The sequence below is a fragment of the Paenibacillus sp. FSL H7-0350 genome (genome assembly GCF_038593195.1).
In the GTDB taxonomy this organism is placed as follows: Bacteria; Bacillota; Bacilli; order Paenibacillales; family Paenibacillaceae; genus Paenibacillus_AQ.
This window is the reverse complement of the sequence record NZ_CP151972.1, coordinates 3573931-3598762: the sequence shown is the minus strand read 5'-3', so window position 1 is coordinate 3598762 and position 24832 is coordinate 3573931. Positions and strand designations below refer to the sequence as shown.

Genomic DNA, 24832 nt, shown 5'->3' with positions numbered 1-24832 from the left:
TGAACGCAACGAAATTCATTCACACATTCGTGATGAACCGAATTTCTAGCGGCAGCGTCTGTTTCACAGACGCATGTTTGGTGGCGATAGCGGAGGGGTTCCACACGTACCCATCCCGAACACGACCGTTAAGCCCTCCAGCGCCGATGGTACTTGGACCGAAGGGTCCTGGGAGAGTAGGACGTTGCCAAGCACACATTAGCCATTGTTGAGCAATCGACAGTGGTTTTTTTGCGTGCAGGCAGGGCTGTGGAAAAGCTGTGGATAGATTTCAGTAAGTACAGAAAAGTTGCGCACATGTGGATACCTTTGCAGGAACAAATTGATCCCCGGATTATGGGGACATCACGCATAATATTGTGGATGAGTCAAGCAAAAACATAAGTAATACACCGATTTTGTGGATAAAAAGTGAATATTGTGGATAGATAAAACGTATTCGTGGATAACTCATTTCAGCCGGAAAGAATCTCTTTCCGGTTTTTTGCGTTGCTGTGCAAAAGCTGTGGATAACTATTCTTTTTGCAGCTGATGACAAGCCTCTATTAGCATCTGGCGGCTTCGCTTGTTATACTCTCTATTAAGCAAATAACTGGAGCTAATTTATGAAATGTAACGGGGGGAACAGAATGGAAATCAGGCAATTACGTGCCGGAGAATTTGAGGACAGCCTGAGCTTGTCCGAATATGCTTTTAAGTATAAGGTTTCTGCAGAAGATAGAGTACACGCCAAGGAGAATTTCAAACCGGAAGAAACCTGGGCGATTTTTGAAGGGGACAGCATCGGTGCGAAGCTGACGCTTCTTCCGTTACAGGTATATATACAAGGCAAGCCCGTTTCTATGGGGGGCATCGCCGGTGTAGCTACTTGGCCGGAGAAGCGCCGGCAGGGTTATGTAGCCCATCTGCTGATCCATGCGCTCGAGACGATGAACGAAGCCGGTCAGACGTTGTCCTTTTTGCATCCGTTCCTGATTCCTTTTTACCGTAAATTCGGCTGGGAGATCTACTGTGAATATAAGAAGTACACTCTTCCAGTAGGGAAGTTCCCGCACAAGACGGAGATTAAGGGCAGCGTGAAGCGCGATACCTCTGATCTTGCAGTATTCCGGCAGTTGTACGACCAATTCGCCATGAGGTATAACGGTACTCTCCAGCGCAGTGAGTCCTGGTGGAAGGAAAGTGTGCTTGATGACGATACACATTCCTGTGTGTTTTATTCTGAGCAGGGTGACCCGGAAGGTTATGTGCTGTATAAAATAGTGCAGCAGGAGCTGGTCATAGATGAGTTCATCTATGGGAACGAGCGTGCCCGCCAGGGCTTGTGGACCTTCCTTGCCAATCATGATTCCATGATTACGGCTGCACAGCTGAAGCTGGTGCCTGCTGACGATATTCTGCCCTTTCTCCTTCCTGATCCGCGGATTGCGCAGGAGAATTATCCATACTTCATGGCGCGTATCGTCAATGCCAAGGCTTTTGTGGAGAACATGAGCTTCAATGTGCCGGAGGGTGAACGGGAGCGGGTGCTTTATATTGAAGATAAGCATGCGTCCTGGAACAACGGGTTGTGGCAGTGGACGGTGTCGGAGCAGGGGGAGGCGACGCTTACCCAAATTCAGGGCGAGCGGTCAGAGGCTGACCTGGAATGCAGTATCGGCACGCTTACTGTGCTGCTGATGGGGTATAAACGTCCGCTTCAGGCGGCAAAGTACGGACAATTATCCGGGACTGCTGAGGCGACAGCTTGGCTTGAAGCGCTGATTCCGCAGGCCGAGACGGCATTATTCGATTTTTTCTGACAGAGAAAAGCTCTTCCCCTTCCCTTGGAAGCGGAGGAGCTTTCCTATACATAACGCCTCAATTCATGGAACTAAGCAGGCAACCGGAATACAATACAGCCAAAAAGTAAAAAATAAGAGTAACCCCTTGGAATTCAGTGAGAATATGTTATAATATGAAAAAGTCAAAGAAAGTCAAAGTCAACGCAGGCCGGATATATCGTTCTCAGGAATGTAACATTTAGAGAAAAGCGCAGTGCAGAGGCTTTTGCAGCCGATTCTTATTGCATTGCCAGGGTTAAATTCTTAAGAGCAAGTCTCTGACGGCAGGCGTTGGCGCAGCACAGTTTTAACCAATGCTTACACACTGGAGGATGAGTGATGCGTAATATCTCCGATATTATTGAACAATATCTGAAGAATATTTTGCATGAAAGTCCCGAAGGTACGGTGGAAATTCAGCGCAATGATCTGGCGGACCAGTTCTCCTGTGTCCCGTCACAGATCAATTACGTCATCAGCACACGGTTCACATTGGAAAAGGGATATGTGGTGGAGAGCAAACGCGGCGGCGGCGGATATATCCGGATTCAGCGCTATGAGCTGCCACAGAATGTGGCCCTATACGCACATCTGAACTCCACGATAGGGAATGATATGGATCAGAATTCTGCCGAAGGGCTGATTTATCAGCTGGAGGAGGCCCGATTCCTCTCCAAACGTGAAGCGTGTCTAATGCGGTCTGCGGTTTCCCGGGAATGCCTGACGGTTAATCTGCCGTACCGGGATGAGATTCGTGCCAAGCTTATGAAGGCTATGCTAATCTCTTTATTGGGCAAATAATTTGTCAAATGGTAAGGAGGGACACCGCTCATGCTATGCCAGGAATGCGGCGTCAAACCGGCTACACTCCACTTCACGAAGATCGTGAACGGGGAGAAGACGGAATTTCATATTTGCGAAAGCTGTGCGCGGGAGAAGGGTGAACTGATTCCCGGAACTGCGGGAGGCTTCTCTATCCACAGCTTGCTTTCCGGTCTCCTGGACCTGGAGGGCTCGGGCAAGGGAAAATCAGCAGCAGCACAAAGTGTGCAAGGTCTGCATTGCGAAAACTGCGGTATGACCTATTCACAGTTCAGCAAGCTGGGACGGTTCGGCTGCAGCTCCTGCTATAAGTATTTCGACAGTACGCTTGACCCGCTCTTCAGACGGGTGCATGGCAGTACAGCACATGTCGGCAAGCTTCCCAAGCGGGCTGGAGCACAGATTATGTGCAAGCGCCAGATTGATGAGCTGAAGCAGGAATTACAGCAGAGTATTGTGCAGGAGGAGTTCGAAACCGCAGCTGAGCTGAGGGACAGAATCCGCAAGCTTGAAAAAGAAATTCCACAAGAGTAAAGTCTTTGATATATAGGGGGGATCAGGCATGTCAAGTCTCCGGTATACCGAACAAGCACTTAGTGAATGGATGCGCTGCGGCGGCAGTCATTCAGAGATTGTCATCAGCAGCCGTATGCGTATCGCCCGTAATCTGGAGCATCTTCCGTTCCCGCTACTTGCTTCGGCAGAGCAGTCGGAGGAGGTGCTGGAGCAGCTTGCCCCTGTATTTCAGGGCGATGCCTCTGCAGATTTCGGCAGCTTTGAACTGCTGAGACTGGATGAGCTGGGTGAGCTGGACAAAAAAGTGCTGGTGGAAAAGCACCTTATCAGTCCTAATCTGGCGGATGACTCTAAAGGCGGGGCAGTTATTCTTAATGAGGATGAGTCGGTCAGCATTATGATTAATGAGGAGGATCATCTCCGCATTCAATGCCTGTTCCCTGGGCTGCAGGTCAGAGAAGCTTGGGTGAGGGCGACCGCCATCGATGATATTTTTGAGGCTGCTGTCAATTACGCCTTCGATGACCGCAGAGGATATTTAACAAGCTGTCCCACCAATGTGGGAACTGGGCTAAGAGCTTCGGTTATGGTCCATCTGCCGGCCTTGGTGATGACTCATCAGATCAACCGCATTTTATCCGCAGTCAATCAGGTGGGGCTTACCGTTAGAGGAATTTATGGTGAAGGCAGCGAAGCAGTAGGGAATATCTTTCAGATCTCGAACCAGATTACGCTGGGACAGACCGAAAGTGAGATTATTGAGAATCTTCACAGCGTAGTCACCCAGATTATAGAGCATGAGCGGAATGCGCGTGATCGCCTGCTGGCGGATTCCGCATTGCGGATTACTGACCGTATCAAGCGCTCCTACGGAATACTGGCCTATGCTGCTGTGATGGAACTGAAAGAGTCGGCACAGCGGCTCTCCGATCTGCGGCTTGGTGTAGATCTGGGGATTCTGGAAGGGCCTTCGATTTCAGTGCTCAATGAGCTGAATGTCAAGACTCAGCCGGGCTTTCTGCAAAAGCTGTTCGGTGACGAGCTGTCGCCTACTGAACGCGATATGTACCGGGCAAAGCTGCTCCGGGAGACACTGGGATCACAACATTAATTATAGATATTTATTATCCGTGGAGGTGCAGGAGATATGATGTTTGGAAGATTTACGGAACGCGCACAAAAGGTGCTGGCGCTGGCGCAGGAAGAAGCCGTACGTTTGGGACACAACAACATTGGGACAGAGCATATTTTACTCGGACTGATTCGTGAAGGAGACGGCATTGCCGCTAAGGCATTGATCGGACTTGGTCTGGGTCTGGAGAAGATACAGGATGAAGTAGAAACGCTGATTGGCAGAGGTCAGGAACAACCGACCAACATCGCTTATACTCCTCGTGCCAAGAAGGTAATCGAGCTGTCTATGGACGAAGCCCGCAAGCTGGGTCATACGTATGTGGGAACAGAGCATATCCTGCTCGGTCTGATCCGCGAGGGAGAGGGCGTAGCAGCCCGTGTGCTGAACAATCTCGGCATTAGCCTGAACAAGGCCCGCCAGCAGGTATTGCAGCTCCTGGGGAGCAATGAAGCAACCTCCAGTCACAGCGGAGCTCCGGCTAACGTCAGCACGCCAACATTGGACGGCCTGGCCCGCGATCTGACAGCTTATGCCAAGGACGGTAACCTCGATCCTGTGATCGGCCGCAGCAAGGAAATTGAGCGTGTCATTCAAGTGCTGAGCCGCCGCACCAAGAATAATCCGGTATTGATCGGTGAGCCTGGGGTCGGTAAAACGGCGATTGCCGAAGGTCTGGCTCAAAAGATTATCAACAATGAAATTCCGGAGACGCTGCGCGACAAGCGTGTCATGACCCTCGATATGGGTTCTGTAGTGGCCGGTACGAAATATCGCGGTGAGTTCGAAGACCGCCTCAAAAAAATTATGGATGAGATTCGCCAAGCAGGCAATATCGTGCTCTTCATCGATGAATTGCATACGCTGATCGGAGCGGGTGGTGCAGAAGGCGCAATTGATGCTTCCAACATCCTGAAACCTGCCCTGGCCCGTGGTGAGCTGCAATGCATCGGTGCCACTACGCTTGATGAATATCGCAAATATATCGAGAAAGACGCTGCCCTGGAACGCCGCTTCCAGCCGATTACGGTGGATCAGCCTTCGCCTGCAGAAGCTGTTCAGATCCTCTTCGGCCTGCGTGACCGCTATGAAGCCCATCACCGGGTGAAGATTACGGATGAAGCCATTGTGGAAGCTGTCAAGCTGTCGGACCGCTATATTCCAGACCGGTTCCTGCCGGACAAGGCCATTGACCTGATTGATGAAGCGGGCTCCAAGGTAAGACTGAATTCTTACACCATTCCGCCGAATCTGAAGGAACTCGAAATGCGTCTGGATGATATCCGCAAGGAGAAGGATTCCGCAGTTCAGAGCCAGGAGTTCGAGAAGGCTGCTGCACTGCGCGATACCGAGCAGAAGATTCGTGAAGAGCTGGATACTACGAAGAATCAGTGGAAAGAAAAGCAGGGCCGCACCGATTCCCAGGTTACACCTGAGGATATCGCACAGGTGGTTGCCAGCTGGACCGGCATTCCGGTCAGTAAGCTGAAGGAAGAAGAAACGGACCGTCTGCTGAATATGGAAGCTCTGCTGCATGAACGTGTAATCGGCCAGGATGAGGCCGTTAAGGCAGTCAGCCGGGCTCTACGCCGGGCGCGTGCGGGTCTGAAGGACCCGAAACGTCCGATGGGCTCCTTCATCTTCCTCGGACCTACCGGGGTTGGTAAGACAGAGCTGGCGCGTGCGCTTGCCGAAGCGATGTTCGGTGATGAGAATGCGGTCATCCGCATCGACATGTCGGAGTACATGGAGAAGCATTCCACCTCCCGTCTGGTCGGAGCGCCTCCAGGGTATGTTGGGTATGAAGAAGGCGGACAATTGACAGAGAAGGTGCGCCGCAAGCCTTATTCGGTTGTCCTGCTGGATGAGATCGAGAAGGCCCACCCTGAAGTGTTTAACATTCTGCTGCAGGTGCTGGAAGACGGCCGTCTGACCGATTCCAAAGGTCGCGTGGTCGATTTCCGCAATACCCTGATTATCCTGACCTCCAATGTCGGGGCACAGGCAATCAAGAAGAATTCGACGCTTGGATTCACGGCTGTTCAAGATGCAGGCGCCGATTATACCAATATGAAGGGCAAGGTTATGGAAGAGCTGAAGAAGAGCTTCCGGCCTGAGTTCCTGAACCGGATCGATGAGATCATCGTCTTCCACTCTCTGGAGGAGAAGCATATCGCAGAGATCGTTACATTGATGTCCGATGAATTGCGCAAGCGTCTGCGTGAGCATGATGTAGACTTCCTGCTTACCGACGGAGCCAAAGCGTTCCTGGCCAAAGAGGGTTATGATCCGGCCTTCGGTGCCCGTCCGCTCCGCCGGGCGATTCAGAAGCATATCGAAGACCGCCTCTCCGAAGAGCTGCTCAAAGGAAACATCAAGAAGGGCGATTCCCTGAACATTGATGAGGTGAACGGCGAACTGGTCGTAACCACCATTGAGGCGCCGGCCGAGGTCTCCCTGGAGAAAACAGTCGAAACTGAATAATTGTTCCGGAAAATGAAACAAAGCTCCCGCTCCTCCGTATAGAGGGGCGGGAGCTTTATTTGTTTCCGACCCTCAGGCATGCCTAAAAGAAGACGCAAATTAAAACTAGATCTTAAGTGTCCTTCCGTTCAGTGTGCAGAAATGGTAAACTTTGAATAAGAGTAAAATATCCGCAATTTTAGCAAGTTCGGACGGTAAGGAGTGCACATGGCTAAACCTAAAACAAAATTTTTCTGTACCGAATGCGGCTACGAATCACCAAAGTGGTTCGGGAAGTGCCCGGGGTGCCAGGAATGGAACTCGATGGTAGAGGAAACGGAAAGCGTCGTCAAAACACAAGGCATGAATGCACCTATTTTTCAGAGTAAAGAAAAGGCGCAATCGATCATAAATATAGAAAGTGACAAGGAGCCGCGTATTCTGACGGGCATCGGAGAGCTTAACCGCGTGCTTGGCGGCGGAATTGTACCCGGCTCGCTGGTGCTGGTTGGAGGCGACCCCGGAATCGGGAAATCGACACTGCTGCTGCAGACCTCGCATGCCTTGACTACACAAGGGCTGCGCGTGCTGTATATTTCGGGGGAAGAATCTGTGCGGCAGACCAAGCTGCGGGCCGACCGACTCGGAGCGCTCTCTGCGGAATTGTACGTTCTATGTGAGACGAACATGGAGAGCATTGAGGAAGCCATTGAGCAGATTCAGCCTCAATTTCTGGTCATTGACTCGATCCAGACTGTATTTATGCCGGAAGTAACCAGTGCGCCGGGCAGTGTAGCACAGGTGCGGGAATGTACGACAAGATTCATGCGGATTGCGAAGATCCGGGGAATCGCCACGGTGCTTGTAGGGCATGTAACCAAGGAAGGCGCTATTGCCGGCCCTCGTATGTTAGAGCATATGGTGGACTGTGTCCTTTATTTTGAAGGGGAACGCCATCATACGTACCGTCTGCTGCGTGCGGTGAAGAACCGCTTCGGCTCCACGAATGAGATCGGGATCTTTGAAATGGGGGAAATCGGGCTGACCGAGGTGGAGAACCCGTCGGAGCTGTTCCTGTCCGAGCGCCCGCTTGGAGTGGCCGGTTCTGCGGTGGTAGCCAGCATGGAGGGCACAAGACCTGTTCTTGTTGAACTGCAGGCGCTGGTAGCTTCGACACATTTCCCTTCGCCCCGCAGAATGTGCACAGGGATGGATCATCAACGGATGGCGCTGATCATTGCTGTACTGGAGAAGCGGATGGGCATGTTCCTGCAGAATCAGGACGCTTACCTCAACGTTGCGGGAGGGGTGAAGCTGGATGAGCCGGCGGTGGATTTGGCTGTCGCCATCAGCATTGCCTCCAGCTTCCGTGATTTTCCGACCAAGCCGTATGATGTGTTCTTCGGGGAGGTAGGGCTTACCGGTGAAGTGAGAGGGGTATCACGCGCAGAGATGCGGGTGAAAGAGGCGGCCAAGCTTGGCTTCCGGCGGGTCATTATGCCCGAGAAGAGTCTGAAGGGCTGGAAGCATCCGCAGGATATCCAGATTATAGGCGTCAGCACAGTAGCACAGGCACTAGCGGTTGCGTTAGATTAGGGGGCACAGGGACATGAAAGAATATAATCCATCAGATAATATGAATGATCTGCTTAGAATGGCTGCACCTGGAACACCCTTCCGGGAAGGACTGGAGAATGTGCTTCGCGCGAAGACCGGGGCACTGATTGTTGTCGGATATAGTCCGGAAGTCATGGAGGTTGTCGATGGCGGCTTCTCCATTAACTGTGATTTTTCACCAAACTATTTATACGAGCTGGCCAAAATGGACGGGGCGATTATTCTGAGCGAGGATCTGAAGCGGATTCTGTACGCCAATACGCAGCTGATCCCTGATTCCTCCATCTCTTCGATCGAGACAGGAATCCGGCACCGGACGGCTGAACGTGTAGCGAAGCAGACCGGCAAGCTGGTCGTTTCCATTTCCCAGCGCCGGAATATTATTACGCTGTATCAGGGCTCCATCCGTTACGCGCTCAAGGAAATCGGTGCCATTCTGGCCAAGGCCAACCAGGCGATTCAGACTCTGGAGAAGTACAAAGCCGTTCTGACACAAGGGCTGACCAACCTGTCCGCTTCCGAATATGAGGGGATTGTGACGGTGGCCGAGGTTGTCGGTGTGATTCAGCGCGTAGAGATGGTGCTGAGAATCAAAATGGAAATTAAGCGATACATCAACGAGCTTGGCAATGAAGGCCGGCTGATCAGCATGCAGATGGAAGAATTGGTTGGAAATACTGAGGAAGAAGCATGGCTGCTGTACAGAGACTATGCCAGGGAAGAGCAGGAGGAGAAGATCCGTGAGATCATTGCCGGGCTGAAGCGCAGCAGCGATGATGAACTGATGGATGACAACCATATTGCCCGCCTGCTGGGCTATTCCTCAACAGCCATTTCCTCCGAAGAAGCTGTGACTCCGCGCGGTTACCGCCTGCTGAACAAGATCCCAAGGCTGCCGAATGTAATCATTCACAATTTGGTGGAACGCTTCGAAATGCTGCCTAACCTGATGACGGCAAGCATAGCTGAGCTTGATGAAGTAGATGGCATTGGCGAGGTCCGCGCACGCAATATTCAGGACGGGCTGAAGCGGCTCCAGAAACAAGTTCTTATTGACAGACAAATGTAAATACCATACAATCACGTAATGTTACAGTCCCATGCAGTGCAAGTAGGAAAATTGAGGTGAAGAAATGATACAAAAATCAATTCCAAGTCTTTTTACGATTGGTAATCTGATGCTTGGAATGTTTGGTATCATGATGGCGTTTGACGGCAAGCTGAGCATGGCCGCTATCATGGTGATTATCGCGATGCTGCTCGATGGGCTGGATGGCCGTATGGCCCGTGCGCTGAAATGTGAGAGTGAATTCGGCAAGGAGCTGGATTCTCTATCCGATGTAGTTTCGTTCGGAGTCGCACCGGCGCTGATTATGTATTTAACAAGTCTGCAGGAGCTGAATCCTGCAGTGGGATGGACAGTCACAGCGATTTTCCCTGTATTCGGAGCCTTACGTCTGGCCCGGTTCAATGTCCGCCCGGGGATTCCGGGATATTTCGTAGGATTGCCTATTCCTGCTGCGGGCGGGGTTCTGGCCACGCTTGCACTTTTCCATAAGGATGTATCTGCACCATTCATGATTGTGGCTACCCTGCTGCTGTCCTATCTGATGGTCAGCACAGTGAAGTATCCCAACTTCAAGAAGATCGGTTTTCCCAAAAAAGCGGTTATAGGCGCACCTGTAGTTATCGTGATCGCTGTAGCTGTTGCGGTGGTCTTCCCTGAACAGATTGCCAAGCTGATCTTTGGACTGCTGGCGCTGTATGCCTTGTATGGCTTCAGACAGAGCTTAGGACTATTTAAGGTTCGGCGGCAACGCCGCCGCAGAAGACGCGCGGAAGATAAGGTATATCATTCCAAGAACGGTTAGCCCTCCTTTTGAAGGACGGTACCGTTTCAGCGAGAAATATAAGGATAAGTTATTGCGTGAAACATATAAATTCTTATATTTGTACAAAAGGCATTGCCTTTCCTGATATCAGGAGAGTGCAATGCCTTTTTGCTGCTTGCGGGAAGGGAAGTATAAGGAATACGGTTCCCCCGGAGCTGGGGGAATGGATGAAGGAGAGCGCGGACGGTCTGCTCAGGACAAGTTGAACAACCCGAGTGTTGCGCATTTCTGCGATTCCTTGGCGACAACCTCGTCCATATTGATAGCAAGCAAATTGCAGAGTGCAGACATGTAGAACAACTCGCGGCCCAGCTCGGAGCCAATGACCTCCCGGCAGTTCTCACACAGCTCTCCTGCCAGATGAGTCCCTGCAAGCTCTTTGGCTTGCTCAAGGCCTAGAGTGGGCTCGAAGACCTGCTTGGTGGCGTGCAGCTGAATGCAGCCGCATTCGGTAATGGCTTTGACGACAGCCCGGTTGACGGAAGCACTGCTCTGTCCGTTCTTGGACATTACATCCAGAAGACTACGGTGACGGAGCAGCAGTTCGGAGACTTGATCCTGAAAGGCCTGTAAACTTGGTGCGCTCATTTTCCATTCACCCCTGGGTTCGAATTGAGTTCATTATATGCCAGGGTCTCCCTCATTTTCAACCAGAAATAGAGGTTTACGGCAAGAGAGCTGACCGGGAATTTCGGGCTTACAGAAAAAATAACGGCCCCCTGGATTATTGTCCTAAAAATTGGAACATACTGGTGAGGTATAGAGGATTGATGGATGAATAAAAGGAGGTGCGAGGTTATGTGGAAAAAGATGATTTTGATGCTTGCCGGGTTATGTGGAGCCTGGTCCGGTTATTCGCTATATCACGCGGCAGAAAGAGGGTTCCCGGTAGGCCTTGGGAAACTGGAGGATAGCTTGCCTATGGAAGGAAGCGTTTTGTGTGCGGTGCTGGGTGCCATTATTTTTCTGATTGCGGGGACTTTATGCGCGGATTGGGCAAGTTCAAAACTGCGGGAGGCGGTTGCGTATTGCTCGCGTATCCCGATGAATGAGCTTGCTGCAAGCGCAGCGGGGCTTACGGGAGGTCTGCTGCTGTCTCTGCTGCTGTATCCCGTTATGGCCTGGCTGGGCAAAGCAGGGGAGCTGCTGCAGGTAGCTGCTACGCTTGCCCTGGGTTATATGGGTCTGCGGATCGGACTGGAGAAGAAGGAGGAGCTCGCTTCGCTCTGGAATACCGGACGCTGGGCGCGCTCTGCGGAACCGGAGGAACGCGGAAATCAGGAGCATAAGATCCTCGATACCAGCGTGATTATTGACGGACGGATTGCTGACATCTGCAAAACGGGCTTCATCGAAGGTACCATTGTTATACCTGAGTTCGTACTGGAGGAGCTGCAGCATATTGCCGATTCATCCGATCTGCTGAAGCGTAACCGTGGACGCCGGGGGCTGGATATTCTGAATAAGATTCAGAAAGAGCTGGACGTCAAGGTGCTGATCTATGAAGGGGATTTCGAGGAGATCTCGGAAGTGGACAGCAAGCTGGTCAAGCTGGCGAAAGTGCTGCACGGCAAGGTCGTCACCAACGACTTCAACCTTAACAAGGTGTGCGAGCTGCAGGGAGTGTCAGTGCTGAATATTAATGACTTGGCGAATGCAGTGAAGCCGGTGGTTCTGCCGGGCGAAGAGATCATTGTACAGGTGATTAAGGACGGCAAAGAACATGGACAAGGCGTAGCCTATCTGGACGATGGCACGATGATTGTGGTGGAGGGCGGCCGGGATTATATCGGCACTACGATGGAGGTTCTGGTGACGAGCGTGCTGCAGACATCGGCAGGACGGATGATTTTTGCCAAACCGAAGCTTCTGGAAAAAGCACAATAAGTTCAGTCAAGGCTTCCGGCAGCACCTTTCGGGCTTGGAAATGCCAGCCAAACACGTTATGATGGGAGTATACGTGAAAGAAAGACAGGAGCCGAAAGCATGTCAAACAGTGTTGGCGTCGTTATCGTAGCGGCAGGCAGAGGAACCCGGATGAGGACGGCAGAGAGCAAGCAATATTTGCTGCTGCAGGGCAAGCCGATTATCGTGCATACCCTGGAGGTGTTCCAGCGGCATAAGCTGATCTCTGAGATTGTGCTTGTCACCGGGGAAGAGGATGTGCAGCGCTGTAAGCAATGGGTACAAGCCTTCAAGCTGGATAAGGTGGCTGCGGTCATTCCCGGGGGAACGGAGCGCCAGCATTCGGTTCGCCGCGGACTGGAGGAACTTAAGACTCATTGGGTCATGGTTCATGACGGGGTACGGCCATTCGTACAGGACAGCGAGATAGAGGCTTGCTACGAGCGGGCTCAGTCCGATGGAGCGTCGGTGCTTGCAGTACCGGTTAAGGATACGATTAAGCAGGTGGACAGTGAAGGCAAGGTGCTGTCAACGCCGGATCGGCGAAGTCTGTGGGCGATTCAGACCCCGCAGACTTTTCGTTTGTCCGATCTGCTGTCCGCCTATGAGGAGGCAGAGCGGGACGGTTTTCTCGGGACTGATGATTCCAGTCTGGCTGAACGCAGCGGCATTACCGTGTCAGTTGTAGAAGGAAGCTACATGAATATTAAGATCACGACGCCGGAAGACTTGGATTTCGCTGAATTCACAGTAAGAAGCAGGGGAGAGGAACACAGATGATTGCTGTAGGACAAGGATTTGACGTACACCAGCTGGTCGAGGGAAGACCGTGTATTATCGGCGGAGTGACGATTCCTTATGAGAAGGGGCTGCTGGGGCATTCGGATGCGGATGTGCTGCTGCATGCTGTAAGCGACGCTATACTGGGAGCGCTGGGACTGGGGGATATCGGCAGACATTTTCCGGATACGGACCCGGCGTTTAAGGATGCAGACAGCCTGAAGCTGCTGGAGCAGGTATGGGCACTTGCGCGTGAGCGCGGATACCGGCTAGGGAATATCGATTCAACCATCATTGCACAAAAACCGAAGATGGCGCCATATATTCCGCAGATGACGGAGATTATTGCCCGCACGTTGAACGCTGACGTATCGAAGGTGAATGTAAAAGCAACAACGACTGAGCAACTGGGCTTCGCGGGGCGCGGAGAGGGAATTGCCGCCCAATCTATTGTCTGTCTGCTGCAAGATGTGATATCATCGTGAGATGGCTTTAGCGTAAGTAAAGACCTAATTTTAACCAATATGAAGCGGAGGGAAACCCATGGCGGATCAAGTTCGGGTGCGTTACGCACCGAGCCCTACGGGACATTTACATATCGGAAATGCCAGAACAGCCTTGTTTAACTATCTGTTCGCCCGCAATCTGGGCGGCAAATTCATTATCCGGATTGAAGATACGGATCTCAAGCGCAACATTGCAGAAGGTGAAGAGAGCCAGCTGAAGTATTTGAAGTGGCTGGGAATTGACTGGGATGAAAGTGTGGATGTAGGGGGCGAATACGGGCCTTACCGCCAGACTGAGCGTCTGGATCTGTACCGTGTTTACTGGCAGGATATGCTGGACCGCGGCCTGGCTTACCGCTGCTATTGCACGGAGGAAGAGCTGGAGGCCGAACGCGAGGAGCAGACGGCACGCGGCGAAACCCCGCGTTATTCCGGCAAACACCGTAATCTGACCGAGGAGCAGCGCCTGGCCTTTGAGGCGGAGGGACGCGTGGCCAGCATCCGGTTCCTTGTTCCGGAAGACCGTACTTATACCTTCAATGATATCGTAAAAGGCAGCATTTCGTTCAATAGCAAAGAAATGGGCGACTTCGTCATCGTGAAGAAGGACGGTATTCCGACCTATAACTTCGCCGTAGCGGTAGACGACCATCTGATGGCTATCTCTCATGTGCTGCGCGGAGAGGATCATATCTCCAATACCCCGCGCCAGCTCATGATTTATGAGGCACTGGGCTGGGAAGCTCCGCTCTTTGGCCATATGACGCTGATTGTCGGCGATGATCATAAGAAGCTGAGCAAACGAAATGAATCGATCATTCAGTTTATTGAACAGTACGACCAGCTGGGCTACCTGCCGGAAGCCCTGTTCAACTTCATCACCCTGCTGGGCTGGTCGCCTGAGGGGGAAGAGGAAATCTTCACCAAGGAAGAGCTGATCTCGATCTTTACGGCGGACCGCCTGTCGAAGAGTCCGGCAGTGTTCGATACGAACAAGCTGGCGCATCTGAACAATCACTATATCAAGCATGCCGATCCTAAGCGGATTGCTGCACTTGCCATTCCTCATTTGCAGAAGGCAGGCCGTCTGCCTGAGGTACTCAGTCAGGAGCAGCAGAGCTGGGCGGAAAGCCTGGTTGCGCTGTACCAGGAACAAATGACCGCCGCGTCCGATATTGTCGCTCTCTCCGAGCTGTTCTTCCGCAGCCACCTGGAGCTGGAGACTGAAGCGGCTGGGGTGCTTGCCGAAGCCCAGGTTCCTGAAGTGCTGTCCGCATTTCTGGCTAAAGTGGAGGCTGCTGAAGATTTCAGCGCCCCGCATATGGCTGTTCTGATCAAGGAAGTGCAGAAGGAGACCGGGCACAAAGGCAAAGCGCTGTTTATGCCGATTCGTGTCGCTCTTACTGGACAGATGCATGGCCGGGACTTGAATGCAACGATTGCGCTGCTCGGCCGCAGCCGGGTGATCGAACGTCTGAAATCACAAATCAAAGGCGCTTAGGGCAGGACATACAAGGGGAGAAGACCCTTGTCAGTTTTGCGGCTTTTCGCTAAGATAGAAGAATATAAGAATAGCTGGGATCAGGAAAAGTAGGCGTATACAGACAATTACCAGAGAGAATAACCGCTTAAGGGCGAACGTCCTTGCAGGCTGGGAGTTATTCATTTGTCTGCCGCTGAAGATGCACCTGTGAGCTGCATGGTTGAACGTCCTTGTGCGGGGCTGTAGACTGTGCCGGGTTGTCGCCGTTACAGACACCAAGAGGAACACCGGATACGGGGCTGCAAGTTTACAGCTCTGACATATACCAATGTTCAAGCAGAGTGGGACCGCGGTTAAACGTCTCTGCAGCTATGATGCTGCAGGGGCGTTTTTTGTTGAAATATAAGAATGTGTAGGTTTCACGCTATCCATTATCCTTCTATTTCTCGCTGAAACGGTACCGTCCATCCAAAGGACGGCAAAGCCGTTTCTGCTTGAAATATAGCATCTCAAAGAAGAGGGGAACCGCGATGTTTAAGCATATCAAGTCGGATATTCGGGCAGTATTCGACAATGATCCCGCCGCCCGCAGCAGGTTCGAGGTAGTCTTCACCTACGCCGGGCTTCACGCGATCTGGGCACACCGGACGGCCCACTCTTTTTACAAACGCCGCTGGTTTACCTTGGCACGCATGGTCTCGCAGATCAGCCGGTTCATGACCGGAGTAGAGATTCATCCGGGAGCGGTCATCGGCAGCCGGTTGTTTATTGACCACGGAATGGGTATTGTCATTGGTGAGACCTGCGAGATTGGCGATGATGTCATTATCTATCAGGGCGTTACACTTGGGGGAACCGGCAAAGAGAAGGGCAAACGTCACCCTACCGTCGGCAACAATGTAGTTATCGGCTCTGGTGCCAAAGTACTGGGTTCCTTCCGAATCGGCGATAATTCTAATATCGGCTCTAACGCAGTCGTGCTGCGTGAAGTGCCTAACAACAGTACGGTAGTCGGCAATCCCGGGCGTGTGGTCAAGCGTAACGGGGAACGTGTATCCGACCGGCTGGATCATACCAAGATGCCAGACCCGCTGATTGATTCCCTCAAGTTCCTGCAGAAGGAGATCGAGGAGCTAAGAGAACAGATGGGTGCTGAAGATAAGCAGAAGAAGGAACAGCGGCGGCTCGAAAGCCAGCAATATATCGGCGATTACGAAATTTAAGAGCACCGGCATTTCACGAATCCGGGGACAATAGAAAGGGTTGGGACAAGAATGGCTTTGCATATTTACAACACAATGACGCGCACAAAGGAAGAATTTGTACCGCAGGAGACGGATAAGGTGAAGATGTATGTCTGCGGACCCACGGTCTACGGCTATATGCATATCGGGAATGCAAGACCGGTCATTGTTTTTGACATGGTGCGCAACTACCTGGAGGCGCTTGGGAATGAGGTCCGCTATCTGACAAATTTCACCGATGTGGATGATAAAATGATCCGCAAGGCGGAGGAGCTGAACATCACCGTAGCCGAGGTAGCCGAAATGTTCATCGCCGCCTACCAGGAGGATCTGGCCGGGCTTGGCGTGAAGCCGGCGACGATGAATCCGCGCGTTACGGAGAGCATGGACACGATTATCGAGTTCATTAAGGAGCTTGAAGACAAAGGCTACGCGTATGAGAACGGTGGCGATGTATATTATCGTACCGGCAAATTTGCCAATTATGGCAAGCTGTCCCGCCAGAATCTGGAAGAGCTGCGCTTCGGTATCCGTGTCGAGGTGGATTCGCGCAAGGAGAACCAGGAGGATTTCGTACTCTGGAAGGCAGCCAAGCCGGGCGAAGTGCACTGGTCCAGTCCATGGGGAGAAGGCCGTCCCGGCTGGCATATTGAGTGTTCGGCGATGGTGCGCGAATATTTAGGTACGACGATTGACATTCACGGCGGCGGTGAGGATTTGAAATTCCCGCATCATGAATGCGAATGTGCCCAGACCGAAGCGCTGACGGGGGAGCCGCTGTCGAATTACTGGATGCATAATGCTTTTCTGAATATCGGCGACGAGAAAATGTCAAAGTCGCTGGGAAATGGACTCCTTGTGAAGGATATCCGTGCCCGCTTTAAGCAGGGGGCTATACGTTACTTCATGCTTTCCAGCCATTACCGCAATCCGCTGAACTTCACCGAGGAAGCACTGCTGTCTGCTGAGAAAAGCGTAGAGCGGATCGCTCTGGCCGAAGGCAATGTGAAGCATCGCCTTGAATTGGCGGCGCAGGGGGCAGAAGGTGAGGCAAGTCCGCAGGTTACGGAGCGTCTGGCCGCTACCCTTAGCAACTTCCATGCCCGGATGCAGGATGATTTCAATACACCGGATGCCATTACTGCGGTATTTGACTGGGTGAGCCTGGCGAACCTTACGCTTGCTGATCATGAGGCGAATCCGGCTGACTTCGCCGCATTACTGAAGGCTTTTGCCGAGATGAACGCTGTACTACGCCTCACGGTAGAGGCTGAGGAAGAAGTGGCGAGCGAAGAGGTAGAACGCCTGATTGCGGAGCGTGCGGAAGCGCGCAAGAACAAGAACTGGAGCCGGTCGGATGAAATCCGCGATGAGCTGAATGCGCTGGGGATTCTGCTGGAAGATACTCCACAGGGAATGCGGTGGCGGCGTAAATGAACGGGCTGTTTGATCTGAACCGTGCCTGGTTCCCGTATGAACCCTCCAAGCCGGCCCACCTGCTGCCGCCTATTGTCCTTGCGTATGCAGGGGATGCTATTTATGAAGTTGCAGTCCGGCAGTATCTGATCTCGCTGCCCAATCTGCGTCCCCAGCATCTGCACCGGTCAGCGACCGGGCTGGTCTCCGCCAGAGCGCAGAGCACCATTCTTGCTTATCTGGATCCGGTGCTCACCGAGGAAGAGAAGGATGTGGTCAGACGGGGACGCAACGCCAAATCCGGGAGCATTCCCAAAAATGCGGATGTGCTGGAATACCGCCACGCCACTGCTTTTGAATGCATGATCGGCTATTTATATTACACAGGACAACAGGCGAGAATCCAGGAGCTTGTTCACAGCAGTATCGAATATATGATGCACCGCCCCAAGTGAGTATACAGAACAGGAGATAAGAATATGGAAGAATTGAGAACTGAAGAGGAAATACTGGCAGGCAAGCATTCGGTGCTTGAAGCCCTTAGAGCGGGACGGACAATCAATAAAATATGGATCGCCGAAACTGCGCAAAAGCACCTGACCGCACCTATCGTTGCGGAAGCGCGCAAAGCAGGTATTGTCATTCAGCATGTGGACAAGCGCAAGCTGGATCAGCTCGCACCGGGCGTCCAGCATCAGGGAGTGGTGGCGCAGGCGGCGCCTTTTGCCTACACGGAGGTTGCTGATATTCTGGCAATTGCTGAAGCCAAGGGAGAACCGCCGTTTCTGCTCCTGCTGGACGAAATCGAAGATCCGCATAACCTCGGGTCTATCCTGCGTACGGCTGACTGCACAGGTGTGCACGGAGTCATTGTGCCGAAGCGCCGCTCCGCGCAGATTACTGCCACTGTATCCAAGACCTCGGCTGGTGCAGTCGAATATGTGCCCGTGGCCCGCGTAACGAATCTTGGACAGACAATTGACCGGCTGAAGGAGCTGGGAGTCTGGGTAGTCGGTACGGATGTGGATACCGATCAGAATTTGTTCGGATCGGATATTTTCACCGGACCGGTAGCCGTGGTGATCGGCAATGAGAATAAAGGGATGGGCCGCCTGATCCGTGAGAAATGCGATGTGCTGCTTAAGCTGCCGATGGCGGGGAAAATCAACTCTCTGAATGCTTCGGTGGCAGCAGGTGTAATCATGTACGAGGTAATCCGCCGCCGCCAAGAACAGGGATAACTATGGCAGACTGGCGCGATATCCTGCTCGTGGACGGATACAACATGATCGGCGGCTGGCCAGAGCTTGCGGCATTGTCGCAGACCGGTATGCAGGGGGCACGCGACCGGCTGCTCGATATGCTGGCCGATTATCAGGCATTCTCCGGGCTGCGCGTCATTGCTGTATTCGATGCTTACCGTGTGCCGGGACTGGGCAGATCGTTTGAACAAGGGAAGATCCAGGTCTTCTTCACCAAGGAGAAGGAAACAGCAGATGAATGCATCGAACGGCTGGTGGGGGAATTCACGCACCGCCGCAGACAAATCTCGGTAGCCACTAGCGATTTTGTGGAGCAGCATGTCGTTTTTGCCCAGGGGGCACTCCGGATTTCGGCTAGGGAACTGAGGCTTGAGATTGAGGAGAACCAGAAGCAGGTGAAGAAGGCCATCGAGCCGGGAAGCGTAAGCGGGACCCGTCACTCGCTGGAAGACAAGCTGCCACCAGAGACGCGTAAGCGGCTGGAGGACTGGCGCAGACAGTAGGACAGGAATAGCAGTTGCCCTTACAAGAAAATGACATAATATGTTATTGAAGATTGTTTTTGGACAAATCCGGTTGACGGTGTAAGGTAACATAATATATACTGTTCCTATATTTCGAGAAGTAACGATGTGTCTTGCGTTGCAGCCGGGGGGATTCTTGGTGAGTGTCGACCTCAAGGAATTAATGCTGTCCGAGTATGATTTCATAAGTGATGAAGAAATTGTCGAGATCTTCCGTGGTGGCGACAGTGGCGCATTGGAGCATTTAATTAACAAGTATCGTAATTTTGTGCGTGCCAAGGCTCGTTCCTATTTTTTGATCGGGGCAGATCGTGAAGATATTGTACAGGAAGGCATGATTGGCTTATACAAGGCCATCCGTGACTTCAAGGGTGACAAGCTGTCATCGTTCAAGGCCTTTGCCGAGCTGTGCATTACCCGTCAGATTATAACCGCCATTAAGACCGCTACCCGCCAGAAGCATATTCCGCTTAATTCATATGTCTCGTTAGACAAGCCCATCTATGATGAGGACTCCGACCGGACATTGATGGATGTGATATGCGGAAGTCAGGTGCTGGACCCGGAAGAGTTGATTATCAACCAGGAGGAGTTCATCGGACTGGAAGATAAGATGGCTGAGATTCTGAGTGATTTGGAACGCAAGGTTCTGATGCTCTATCTGGACGGACGGTCCTATCAGGAGATTGCCGAGGATTTGAAGCGGCATGTGAAGTCCATTGACAATGCTTTGCAGCGAGTGAAACGTAAATTGGAAAGATATCTGGAAGTGCGTGACAATTAATGATATAATGACTAGGAAGGCTCGGGACTCGAGTCTTTTTTTAGTGTCCGCTAGATTTGGATACAGCGAATTTACGACGGGTGAAGCGTTGGAGGATGGCAGGTTTATACACAAGCGAATTGCAGCATAATGATTATGGAAGACAGCTAGCGGTACAGGAAGAAGCAGGATCAAAGATGACTTATGGCATAAGGCTACAGCACCCGGAATTACCCAGTGCGATGGGGGAAACTTTCGTTGACACAGACATTGATATTATGCTAAAGTGTTTTAGGTAGGCCTAAATTCGCGGCTTTTTTTTGAATCAATATCTACGTCTTCTAATTTGATGATTAGAAGTACGTCTTCGGGAGGTGCACATCATGCGGGTAATTATCACTTTGGCTTGTACAAGTTGCAAACAAAGAAACTATGCAACAACCAAAAACAAGCGAAATCACCCCGACCGCTTGGAGATGAAGAAATTTTGCAAGTTCTGTAACGAGCAAACTCCTCATCGCGAAACCAGATAGTCTTTTGGAGGTGTAGTCGGCGTGAAACGTAGTTTCAAGTCTTTGTTTTCCTTTTTCACTGAGAGCTGGAGTGAACTCAAAAAGGTTCGCTGGCCTAGCCGTAAAGAACTGAAAAACTATACATTGATCGTTCTCGGTACAATTGTAGTTATTTCTCTTTACTTCTGGGTTCTGGACATCGGTATTTCCGCTGTGATTGAAGCGATTATTTAGAGAGGTCCCAGGTGGCTTGATATGGAAAAAAGATGGTACGTTGTTCATACCTATTCCGGGTATGAGAATAAGGTCAAGGCCAATTTGGAAAAACGCGTTGAGTCCATGGGCATGGAAGACAAAATATTCCGCGTTCTTGTTCCTATGGAAGAAGAGCTGGTGAACAAGGATGGCAAGAAAAAAACTGTCATGCGCAAAGTTTACCCTGGTTACGTTTTGGTCGAAATGGTTCAGACTGATGATTCATGGTATGTTGTCCGCAATACGCCGGGCGTTACCGGATTTGTCGGTTCAACTGGTTCGGGCTCTAAGCCTACCGCTCTGCTACCCGAAGAGGTTGAACAGATTCTGAAGCATATGGGCATGGTTGAACCTAAAGCGAAGATTGATTTCGAAATTAAGGAATCCGTACGTATTATGGTTGGTCCATTTGCGAATTTTGTGGGCTCCGTGGAAGAGATTTTGGCAGACAAAAGCAAGATCAAGGTGCATGTCAACATGTTTGGACGGGAAACCCCGCTGGAGTTGGATTTCACTCAAGTGGAGAAGATATAACAAGCACAAGGGTTTCTTGTGGGAGAATGCTGTTTAGCATTCGAATACCACTATTTACGCAAGGAGGTGTCACTCATGGCTAAAAAAGTTATTAAAATGGTGAAACTGCAGATTCCTGCAGGGAAAGCGAATCCAGCGCCTCCAGTAGGTCCGGCGTTAGGTCAAGCGGGTGTCAACATCATGGCATTCTGTAAGGAATTCAACGCTCGTACTGCCGACCAGGCTGGTCTGATTATCCCGGTTGAAATTACAGTATTTGAAGACCGTTCGTTTACCTTCATCACCAAAACTCCTCCGGCTGCTGTTCTGCTTCGCATCGCTGCAAAAGTAGAAAAAGGCTCCGGCGAACCAAACAAGAAAAAAGTAGCGAAGCTGGGCCGCGCAGCGGTTCGTGAAATCGCTGAAACCAAAATGCCCGATCTGAACGCTGCATCTGTTGAAGCTGCAATGCGTATGGTTGAAGGTACTGCCCGCAGTATGGGAATCACAATCGAAGACTAATATGTATTCGATGAACCGGTCGTTCATGACCGCAATATGTGGGAGGAATTTCCGCTAACACCACAAAGGAGGAACATTTCATGGCTAAACATGGTAAGAAGTACCAAGAATCCGCTAAGCTGATTAACAGCGAAGCGACTTACGAGCCTTCAGAAGCTGTAGAGCTTGTGAAAAAGGCGGCAACTGCCAAATTTGACGAAACCGTTGAAGCAGCAGTTCGTCTGGGTGTAGACCCGCGTAAACAAGACCAGGCAGTTCGTGGTGTTGTTGTCCTGCCTCACGGCACAGGTAAAACACAACGCGTGCTTGTATTTGCAAAAGGTGAAAAAGCTAAGGAAGCGGAAGCTGCTGGCGCTGATTTTGTTGGTGATGCTGATATGATCAACAAGATTCAACAGGGCTGGTTCGAATTCGACGTCTGCGTAGCTACACCTGACATGATGAGTGAAGTCGGTAAACTGGGTCGTCTGCTCGGTGGTAAAGGTCTAATGCCTAACCCTAAAGCAGGTACAGTTACTTTCGACGTTACCAAGGCTGTTCAAGAAATTAAAGCCGGTAAGATCGAATACCGTCTTGACAAAGCGGGCCAAATTCACGCGCCAATCGGCAAAGTGTCTTTCAACGCTGAACAATTGAACGAGAACCTTAAAGCTCTTATGGACGCTTTGAACCGTGCGAAACCGGCTGCTGCCAAAGGTGTATACCTTAAAGGCATCGCTATTTCGTCCACAATGGGACCTAGCGCTCGTGTGAACGCAGCTGCTTTCAGATAATTAAAGGTTGACTCCTAGAGTAATCTTTGATAGTCTATAACAGTTGTGAACATTAAGGTGATCAATCTTAAATGTGAATATGCTTACCGTAGACAGTAGGTGCCGTAGGGCTTAATTTCCTACCGAGGTGTTGTGATAGAAACAAAAAGTGCCAGGCTCGCCTGACTAACTTCCGTTTTATCAAGCCTTCGTGAATCTGCGGAGGCTTTTCTAATGCCTGCGTAGGAACGGCGCGGTTTCTCCGGAAGGATCGCCGTCACATAAATTTTCAGGAGGTGTATACAATTGGCAAATGCAAAAGTAATCCAAGCAAAACAGGATGCGGTTGATGTTGTTGCTAGCAAACTGCAGAACAGTGTCTCCACTGTTGTTGCAGACTACCGCGGATTGAACGTATCGCAAGTGACTGAACTGCGTAAGCAGCTTCGTGAAGCTGGCGTTGAGTTTCAAGTCCTGAAGAACACATTGCTTCGCCGTGCAACTGCGGCAGCTGAGCTGACTGATCTGGACGCTGTCCTGACTGGTCCTACAGCGATCGCATTCTGCGAGACTGATGCGGTAATAGCAGCTAAGATTCTAAATGACTTCGCTAAGAAGAACGACGCTTTGAAACTGAAAGGCGGCGTTGTAGAAGGTAAAGTTATCGATGCGGACCAACTGAAAGCACTGGCTGAACTGCCATCCCGCGATGGTTTGCTCTCCATGCTGCTTAGCGTGCTTCAAGCTCCAATGCGCAACTTCGCGCTTGCAGTTAAAGCTGTTGCTGAGAAAGAAGAACAAAGCGCGTAAGCCTTTGCTTCTAGCTTCATAATCAAGACCACAAACCAATTCAAATATAATGGAGGTTCAATCATGAGCAAAGAAACAATCTTAGAAGAAATTAAAGGCATGAGCGTACTGGAACTGAACGACCTGGTAAAAGCAATCGAAGAAGAATTTGGCGTAACTGCAGCAGCTCCAGTAGCTGCTGGCGGCGCTGTAGCTGCTGTTGAAGCAGAACAGTCCGAATTCGACGTAATTTTGACAAGCGCTGGCGCTTCCAAAATCAACGTTATCAAAATCGTTCGCGAAATCACAGGTCTTGGCTTGAAAGAAGCTAAAGAAGTTGTAGACAACGCTCCAAAAGCAATCAAAGAAAAAGTAAGCAAAGAAGAAGCCGAAGCTACCAAAGCGAAATTGGAAGAAGCAGGCGCAGTTGTAGAAGTAAAATAAGTTGATTCAATAGGTACTGCCCCGGAGCAGAAGTGATTCTCTCCGGTTCCTGCAACCCCCTTGAACTTGTTCAAGGGGGTTGCTCTATAAGGGAGCCTTGCAGGGATATGTAGTTCAACGTGAAAGGGAGGATGGTATGTCGCAGCATTATTACTCGCAGCAGCCTGAAGCGCGTCATGACAGACGCAGCATCGATACGGAGCTGAGAGGCAAAGGCCTCCGCTTTACCAGCGACGCCGGTGTTTTTTCTAAAGGAGATATTGATCATGGCAGTCGTGTTCTGATTGAGGCGATGGAGATTCCGGAAGGTGCGAAGGTACTGGACGTGGGCTGTGGTTACGGGCCTATAGGGATTAGTGCGGCGCATCTCGCTTCCAAGGGACATGTGACGATGATTGATATCAACAGCCGTGCGGTAGAGCTCGCCCGCGAGAATGCGCAGCATAATGGAATCCGCAATGTTACGGTGATGGAAAGTGATGTGCTATCGGCAGTGCAGGGGCAGACTTTCGATGTGATTCTAACCAACCCGCCGATTCGCGCCGGCAAGGCCGTAGTGCATGCGATTTTTGAACAGGCGTATGATCATTTAAATGAGGGCGGTTGTCTGTGGGTTGTCATTCAGAAGAAGCAGGGTGCGCCGTCGGCGGTTGCCAAGCTGGAGAGTATGTTCCCGGTAGTAGAAGAAGTAGGGAAAGACAAGGGCTATAGAATCTTAAAAGCTCAGAAATAAATAATAATACTCATTGACATGCGATGTCCGTAGTGGTATTATTATAAAATGTCAGTATTAAGCTAGGCTCCATGTCTTTAGTTTGCTGAAATGTCAAGTGATATATTGTCGCCCGGTAAGCGCATGCCGCACGGCAGGTTTTTGCGAATTCCGTTCTCTATGTT

The 24832-nt window shown here is 51.1% G+C and carries 27 protein-coding genes, 1 rRNA gene and 1 other annotated feature; of the genes, 27 read left to right on the top strand and 1 reads right to left on the bottom strand.

Features of this window, described 5'->3' with window-relative positions; translation table 11 throughout:
• Positions 1-76 precede the first annotated feature (76 nt).
• From rrf to pssA, 9 genes are all read left to right on the top strand, one after another.
• Positions 77-193: ribosomal RNA gene (gene rrf / locus NYE24_RS16545) — 5S ribosomal RNA — on the top strand.
• 436 nt (positions 194-629) lie between these two features.
• On the top strand, positions 630-1802 hold the full coding sequence (locus tag NYE24_RS16540) for a GNAT family N-acetyltransferase (protein WP_342479101.1): 1173 nt from the start codon (positions 630-632) through the stop codon (positions 1800-1802).
• Positions 1803-2162: 360 nt separating this feature from the next.
• The gene (locus NYE24_RS16535; protein WP_036692312.1) at positions 2163-2624 is read left to right on the top strand and encodes a CtsR family transcriptional regulator; all 462 of its coding nucleotides are present in this window, start codon (positions 2163-2165) and stop codon (positions 2622-2624) included.
• A 30-nt stretch (positions 2625-2654) separates the two neighbouring features.
• Complete coding sequence (locus tag NYE24_RS16530; protein WP_036692314.1) at positions 2655-3179, top strand: UvrB/UvrC motif-containing protein; 525 nt, start codon at positions 2655-2657, stop codon at positions 3177-3179.
• Between the two features lie 28 nt (positions 3180-3207).
• Complete coding sequence (locus NYE24_RS16525) at positions 3208-4272, top strand: protein arginine kinase (RefSeq protein WP_036692315.1); 1065 nt, start codon at positions 3208-3210, stop codon at positions 4270-4272.
• Positions 4273-4308: 36 nt separating this feature from the next.
• Positions 4309-6777: an ATP-dependent protease ATP-binding subunit ClpC gene (gene clpC, locus NYE24_RS16520; RefSeq protein ID WP_036692316.1), complete on the top strand. Its 2469-nt coding sequence runs from the start codon at positions 4309-4311 to the stop codon at positions 6775-6777.
• Between the two features lie 207 nt (positions 6778-6984).
• Entirely contained in the window at positions 6985-8352 is a 1368-nt protein-coding gene (gene radA, locus NYE24_RS16515) for a DNA repair protein RadA (RefSeq protein WP_036692317.1), read from the top strand.
• A 13-nt stretch (positions 8353-8365) separates the two neighbouring features.
• A complete protein-coding gene (disA, locus tag NYE24_RS16510; RefSeq protein ID WP_076161525.1) occupies positions 8366-9442 on the top strand; it encodes a DNA integrity scanning diadenylate cyclase DisA in 1077 nt (358 codons plus the stop codon).
• A gap of 64 nt (positions 9443-9506) precedes the next feature.
• Entirely contained in the window at positions 9507-10244 is a 738-nt protein-coding gene (gene pssA / locus NYE24_RS16505) for a CDP-diacylglycerol--serine O-phosphatidyltransferase (protein WP_036692319.1), read from the top strand.
• A 213-nt stretch (positions 10245-10457) separates the two neighbouring features.
• Here pssA and NYE24_RS16500 read toward each other — a convergent pair whose 3' ends face one another.
• Complete coding sequence (locus tag NYE24_RS16500) at positions 10458-10853, bottom strand: hypothetical protein (protein ID WP_036692322.1); 396 nt, start codon at positions 10851-10853, stop codon at positions 10458-10460.
• A gap of 210 nt (positions 10854-11063) precedes the next feature.
• Between NYE24_RS16500 and NYE24_RS16495 the strand changes: the two genes are divergently transcribed.
• From NYE24_RS16495 to NYE24_RS16410, 18 genes are all read left to right on the top strand, one after another.
• Complete coding sequence (locus NYE24_RS16495; protein WP_036692324.1) at positions 11064-12152, top strand: PIN/TRAM domain-containing protein; 1089 nt, start codon at positions 11064-11066, stop codon at positions 12150-12152.
• A 99-nt stretch (positions 12153-12251) separates the two neighbouring features.
• On the top strand, positions 12252-12950 hold the full coding sequence (gene ispD, locus NYE24_RS16490; protein ID WP_076161527.1) for a 2-C-methyl-D-erythritol 4-phosphate cytidylyltransferase: 699 nt from the start codon (positions 12252-12254) through the stop codon (positions 12948-12950).
• Positions 12947-13435, top strand: coding sequence for a 2-C-methyl-D-erythritol 2,4-cyclodiphosphate synthase (gene ispF, locus NYE24_RS16485; protein WP_036692332.1), 489 nt, complete (start codon positions 12947-12949; stop codon positions 13433-13435). The genes ispD and ispF overlap by 4 nt, the downstream gene beginning before the upstream one ends.
• A gap of 58 nt (positions 13436-13493) precedes the next feature.
• Complete coding sequence (gene gltX / locus NYE24_RS16480; RefSeq protein WP_036692333.1) at positions 13494-14957, top strand: glutamate--tRNA ligase; 1464 nt, start codon at positions 13494-13496, stop codon at positions 14955-14957.
• A gap of 512 nt (positions 14958-15469) precedes the next feature.
• Complete coding sequence (cysE, locus tag NYE24_RS16475; protein WP_036692335.1) at positions 15470-16162, top strand: serine O-acetyltransferase; 693 nt, start codon at positions 15470-15472, stop codon at positions 16160-16162.
• 51 nt (positions 16163-16213) lie between these two features.
• On the top strand, positions 16214-17620 hold the full coding sequence (gene cysS / locus NYE24_RS16470; protein WP_036692338.1) for a cysteine--tRNA ligase: 1407 nt from the start codon (positions 16214-16216) through the stop codon (positions 17618-17620).
• Positions 17617-18054, top strand: coding sequence for a ribonuclease III domain-containing protein (locus tag NYE24_RS16465; protein ID WP_036692340.1), 438 nt, complete (start codon positions 17617-17619; stop codon positions 18052-18054). The genes cysS and NYE24_RS16465 overlap by 4 nt, the downstream gene beginning before the upstream one ends.
• Before the next feature lie 24 nt (positions 18055-18078).
• A complete protein-coding gene (gene rlmB / locus NYE24_RS16460) occupies positions 18079-18840 on the top strand; it encodes a 23S rRNA (guanosine(2251)-2'-O)-methyltransferase RlmB (RefSeq protein WP_036692343.1) in 762 nt (253 codons plus the stop codon).
• A 2-nt stretch (positions 18841-18842) separates the two neighbouring features.
• Positions 18843-19364: an NYN domain-containing protein gene (locus NYE24_RS16455; protein WP_036692346.1), complete on the top strand. Its 522-nt coding sequence runs from the start codon at positions 18843-18845 to the stop codon at positions 19362-19364.
• A 160-nt stretch (positions 19365-19524) separates the two neighbouring features.
• Complete coding sequence (gene sigH / locus NYE24_RS16450) at positions 19525-20169, top strand: RNA polymerase sporulation sigma factor SigH (protein WP_036692348.1); 645 nt, start codon at positions 19525-19527, stop codon at positions 20167-20169.
• A 362-nt stretch (positions 20170-20531) separates the two neighbouring features.
• Positions 20532-20681: a 50S ribosomal protein L33 gene (gene rpmG / locus NYE24_RS16445; RefSeq protein ID WP_074086515.1), complete on the top strand. Its 150-nt coding sequence runs from the start codon at positions 20532-20534 to the stop codon at positions 20679-20681.
• A gap of 21 nt (positions 20682-20702) precedes the next feature.
• A complete protein-coding gene (gene secE, locus NYE24_RS16440; protein ID WP_036692354.1) occupies positions 20703-20894 on the top strand; it encodes a preprotein translocase subunit SecE in 192 nt (63 codons plus the stop codon).
• Positions 20895-20915: 21 nt separating this feature from the next.
• Entirely contained in the window at positions 20916-21449 is a 534-nt protein-coding gene (nusG, locus tag NYE24_RS16435; protein ID WP_020427084.1) for a transcription termination/antitermination protein NusG, read from the top strand.
• Between the two features lie 75 nt (positions 21450-21524).
• Positions 21525-21950: a 50S ribosomal protein L11 gene (gene rplK / locus NYE24_RS16430; protein ID WP_019908208.1), complete on the top strand. Its 426-nt coding sequence runs from the start codon at positions 21525-21527 to the stop codon at positions 21948-21950.
• An 80-nt stretch (positions 21951-22030) separates the two neighbouring features.
• A complete protein-coding gene (gene rplA / locus NYE24_RS16425; RefSeq protein WP_036692357.1) occupies positions 22031-22723 on the top strand; it encodes a 50S ribosomal protein L1 in 693 nt (230 codons plus the stop codon).
• 68 nt (positions 22724-22791) lie between these two features.
• Positions 22792-22944 (top strand) — a sequence feature (ribosomal protein L10 leader region).
• A 64-nt stretch (positions 22945-23008) separates the two neighbouring features.
• On the top strand, positions 23009-23512 hold the full coding sequence (rplJ, locus tag NYE24_RS16420; RefSeq protein ID WP_036692359.1) for a 50S ribosomal protein L10: 504 nt from the start codon (positions 23009-23011) through the stop codon (positions 23510-23512).
• 63 nt (positions 23513-23575) lie between these two features.
• Complete coding sequence (gene rplL, locus NYE24_RS16415) at positions 23576-23935, top strand: 50S ribosomal protein L7/L12 (protein WP_036692360.1); 360 nt, start codon at positions 23576-23578, stop codon at positions 23933-23935.
• Positions 23936-24071: 136 nt separating this feature from the next.
• Positions 24072-24668 carry a class I SAM-dependent methyltransferase gene (locus tag NYE24_RS16410; RefSeq protein WP_036692362.1) on the top strand — a complete coding sequence of 199 codons (597 nt, stop codon included), beginning with the start codon at positions 24072-24074 and terminating at the stop codon, positions 24666-24668.
• Positions 24669-24832: the final 164 nt, after the last annotated feature.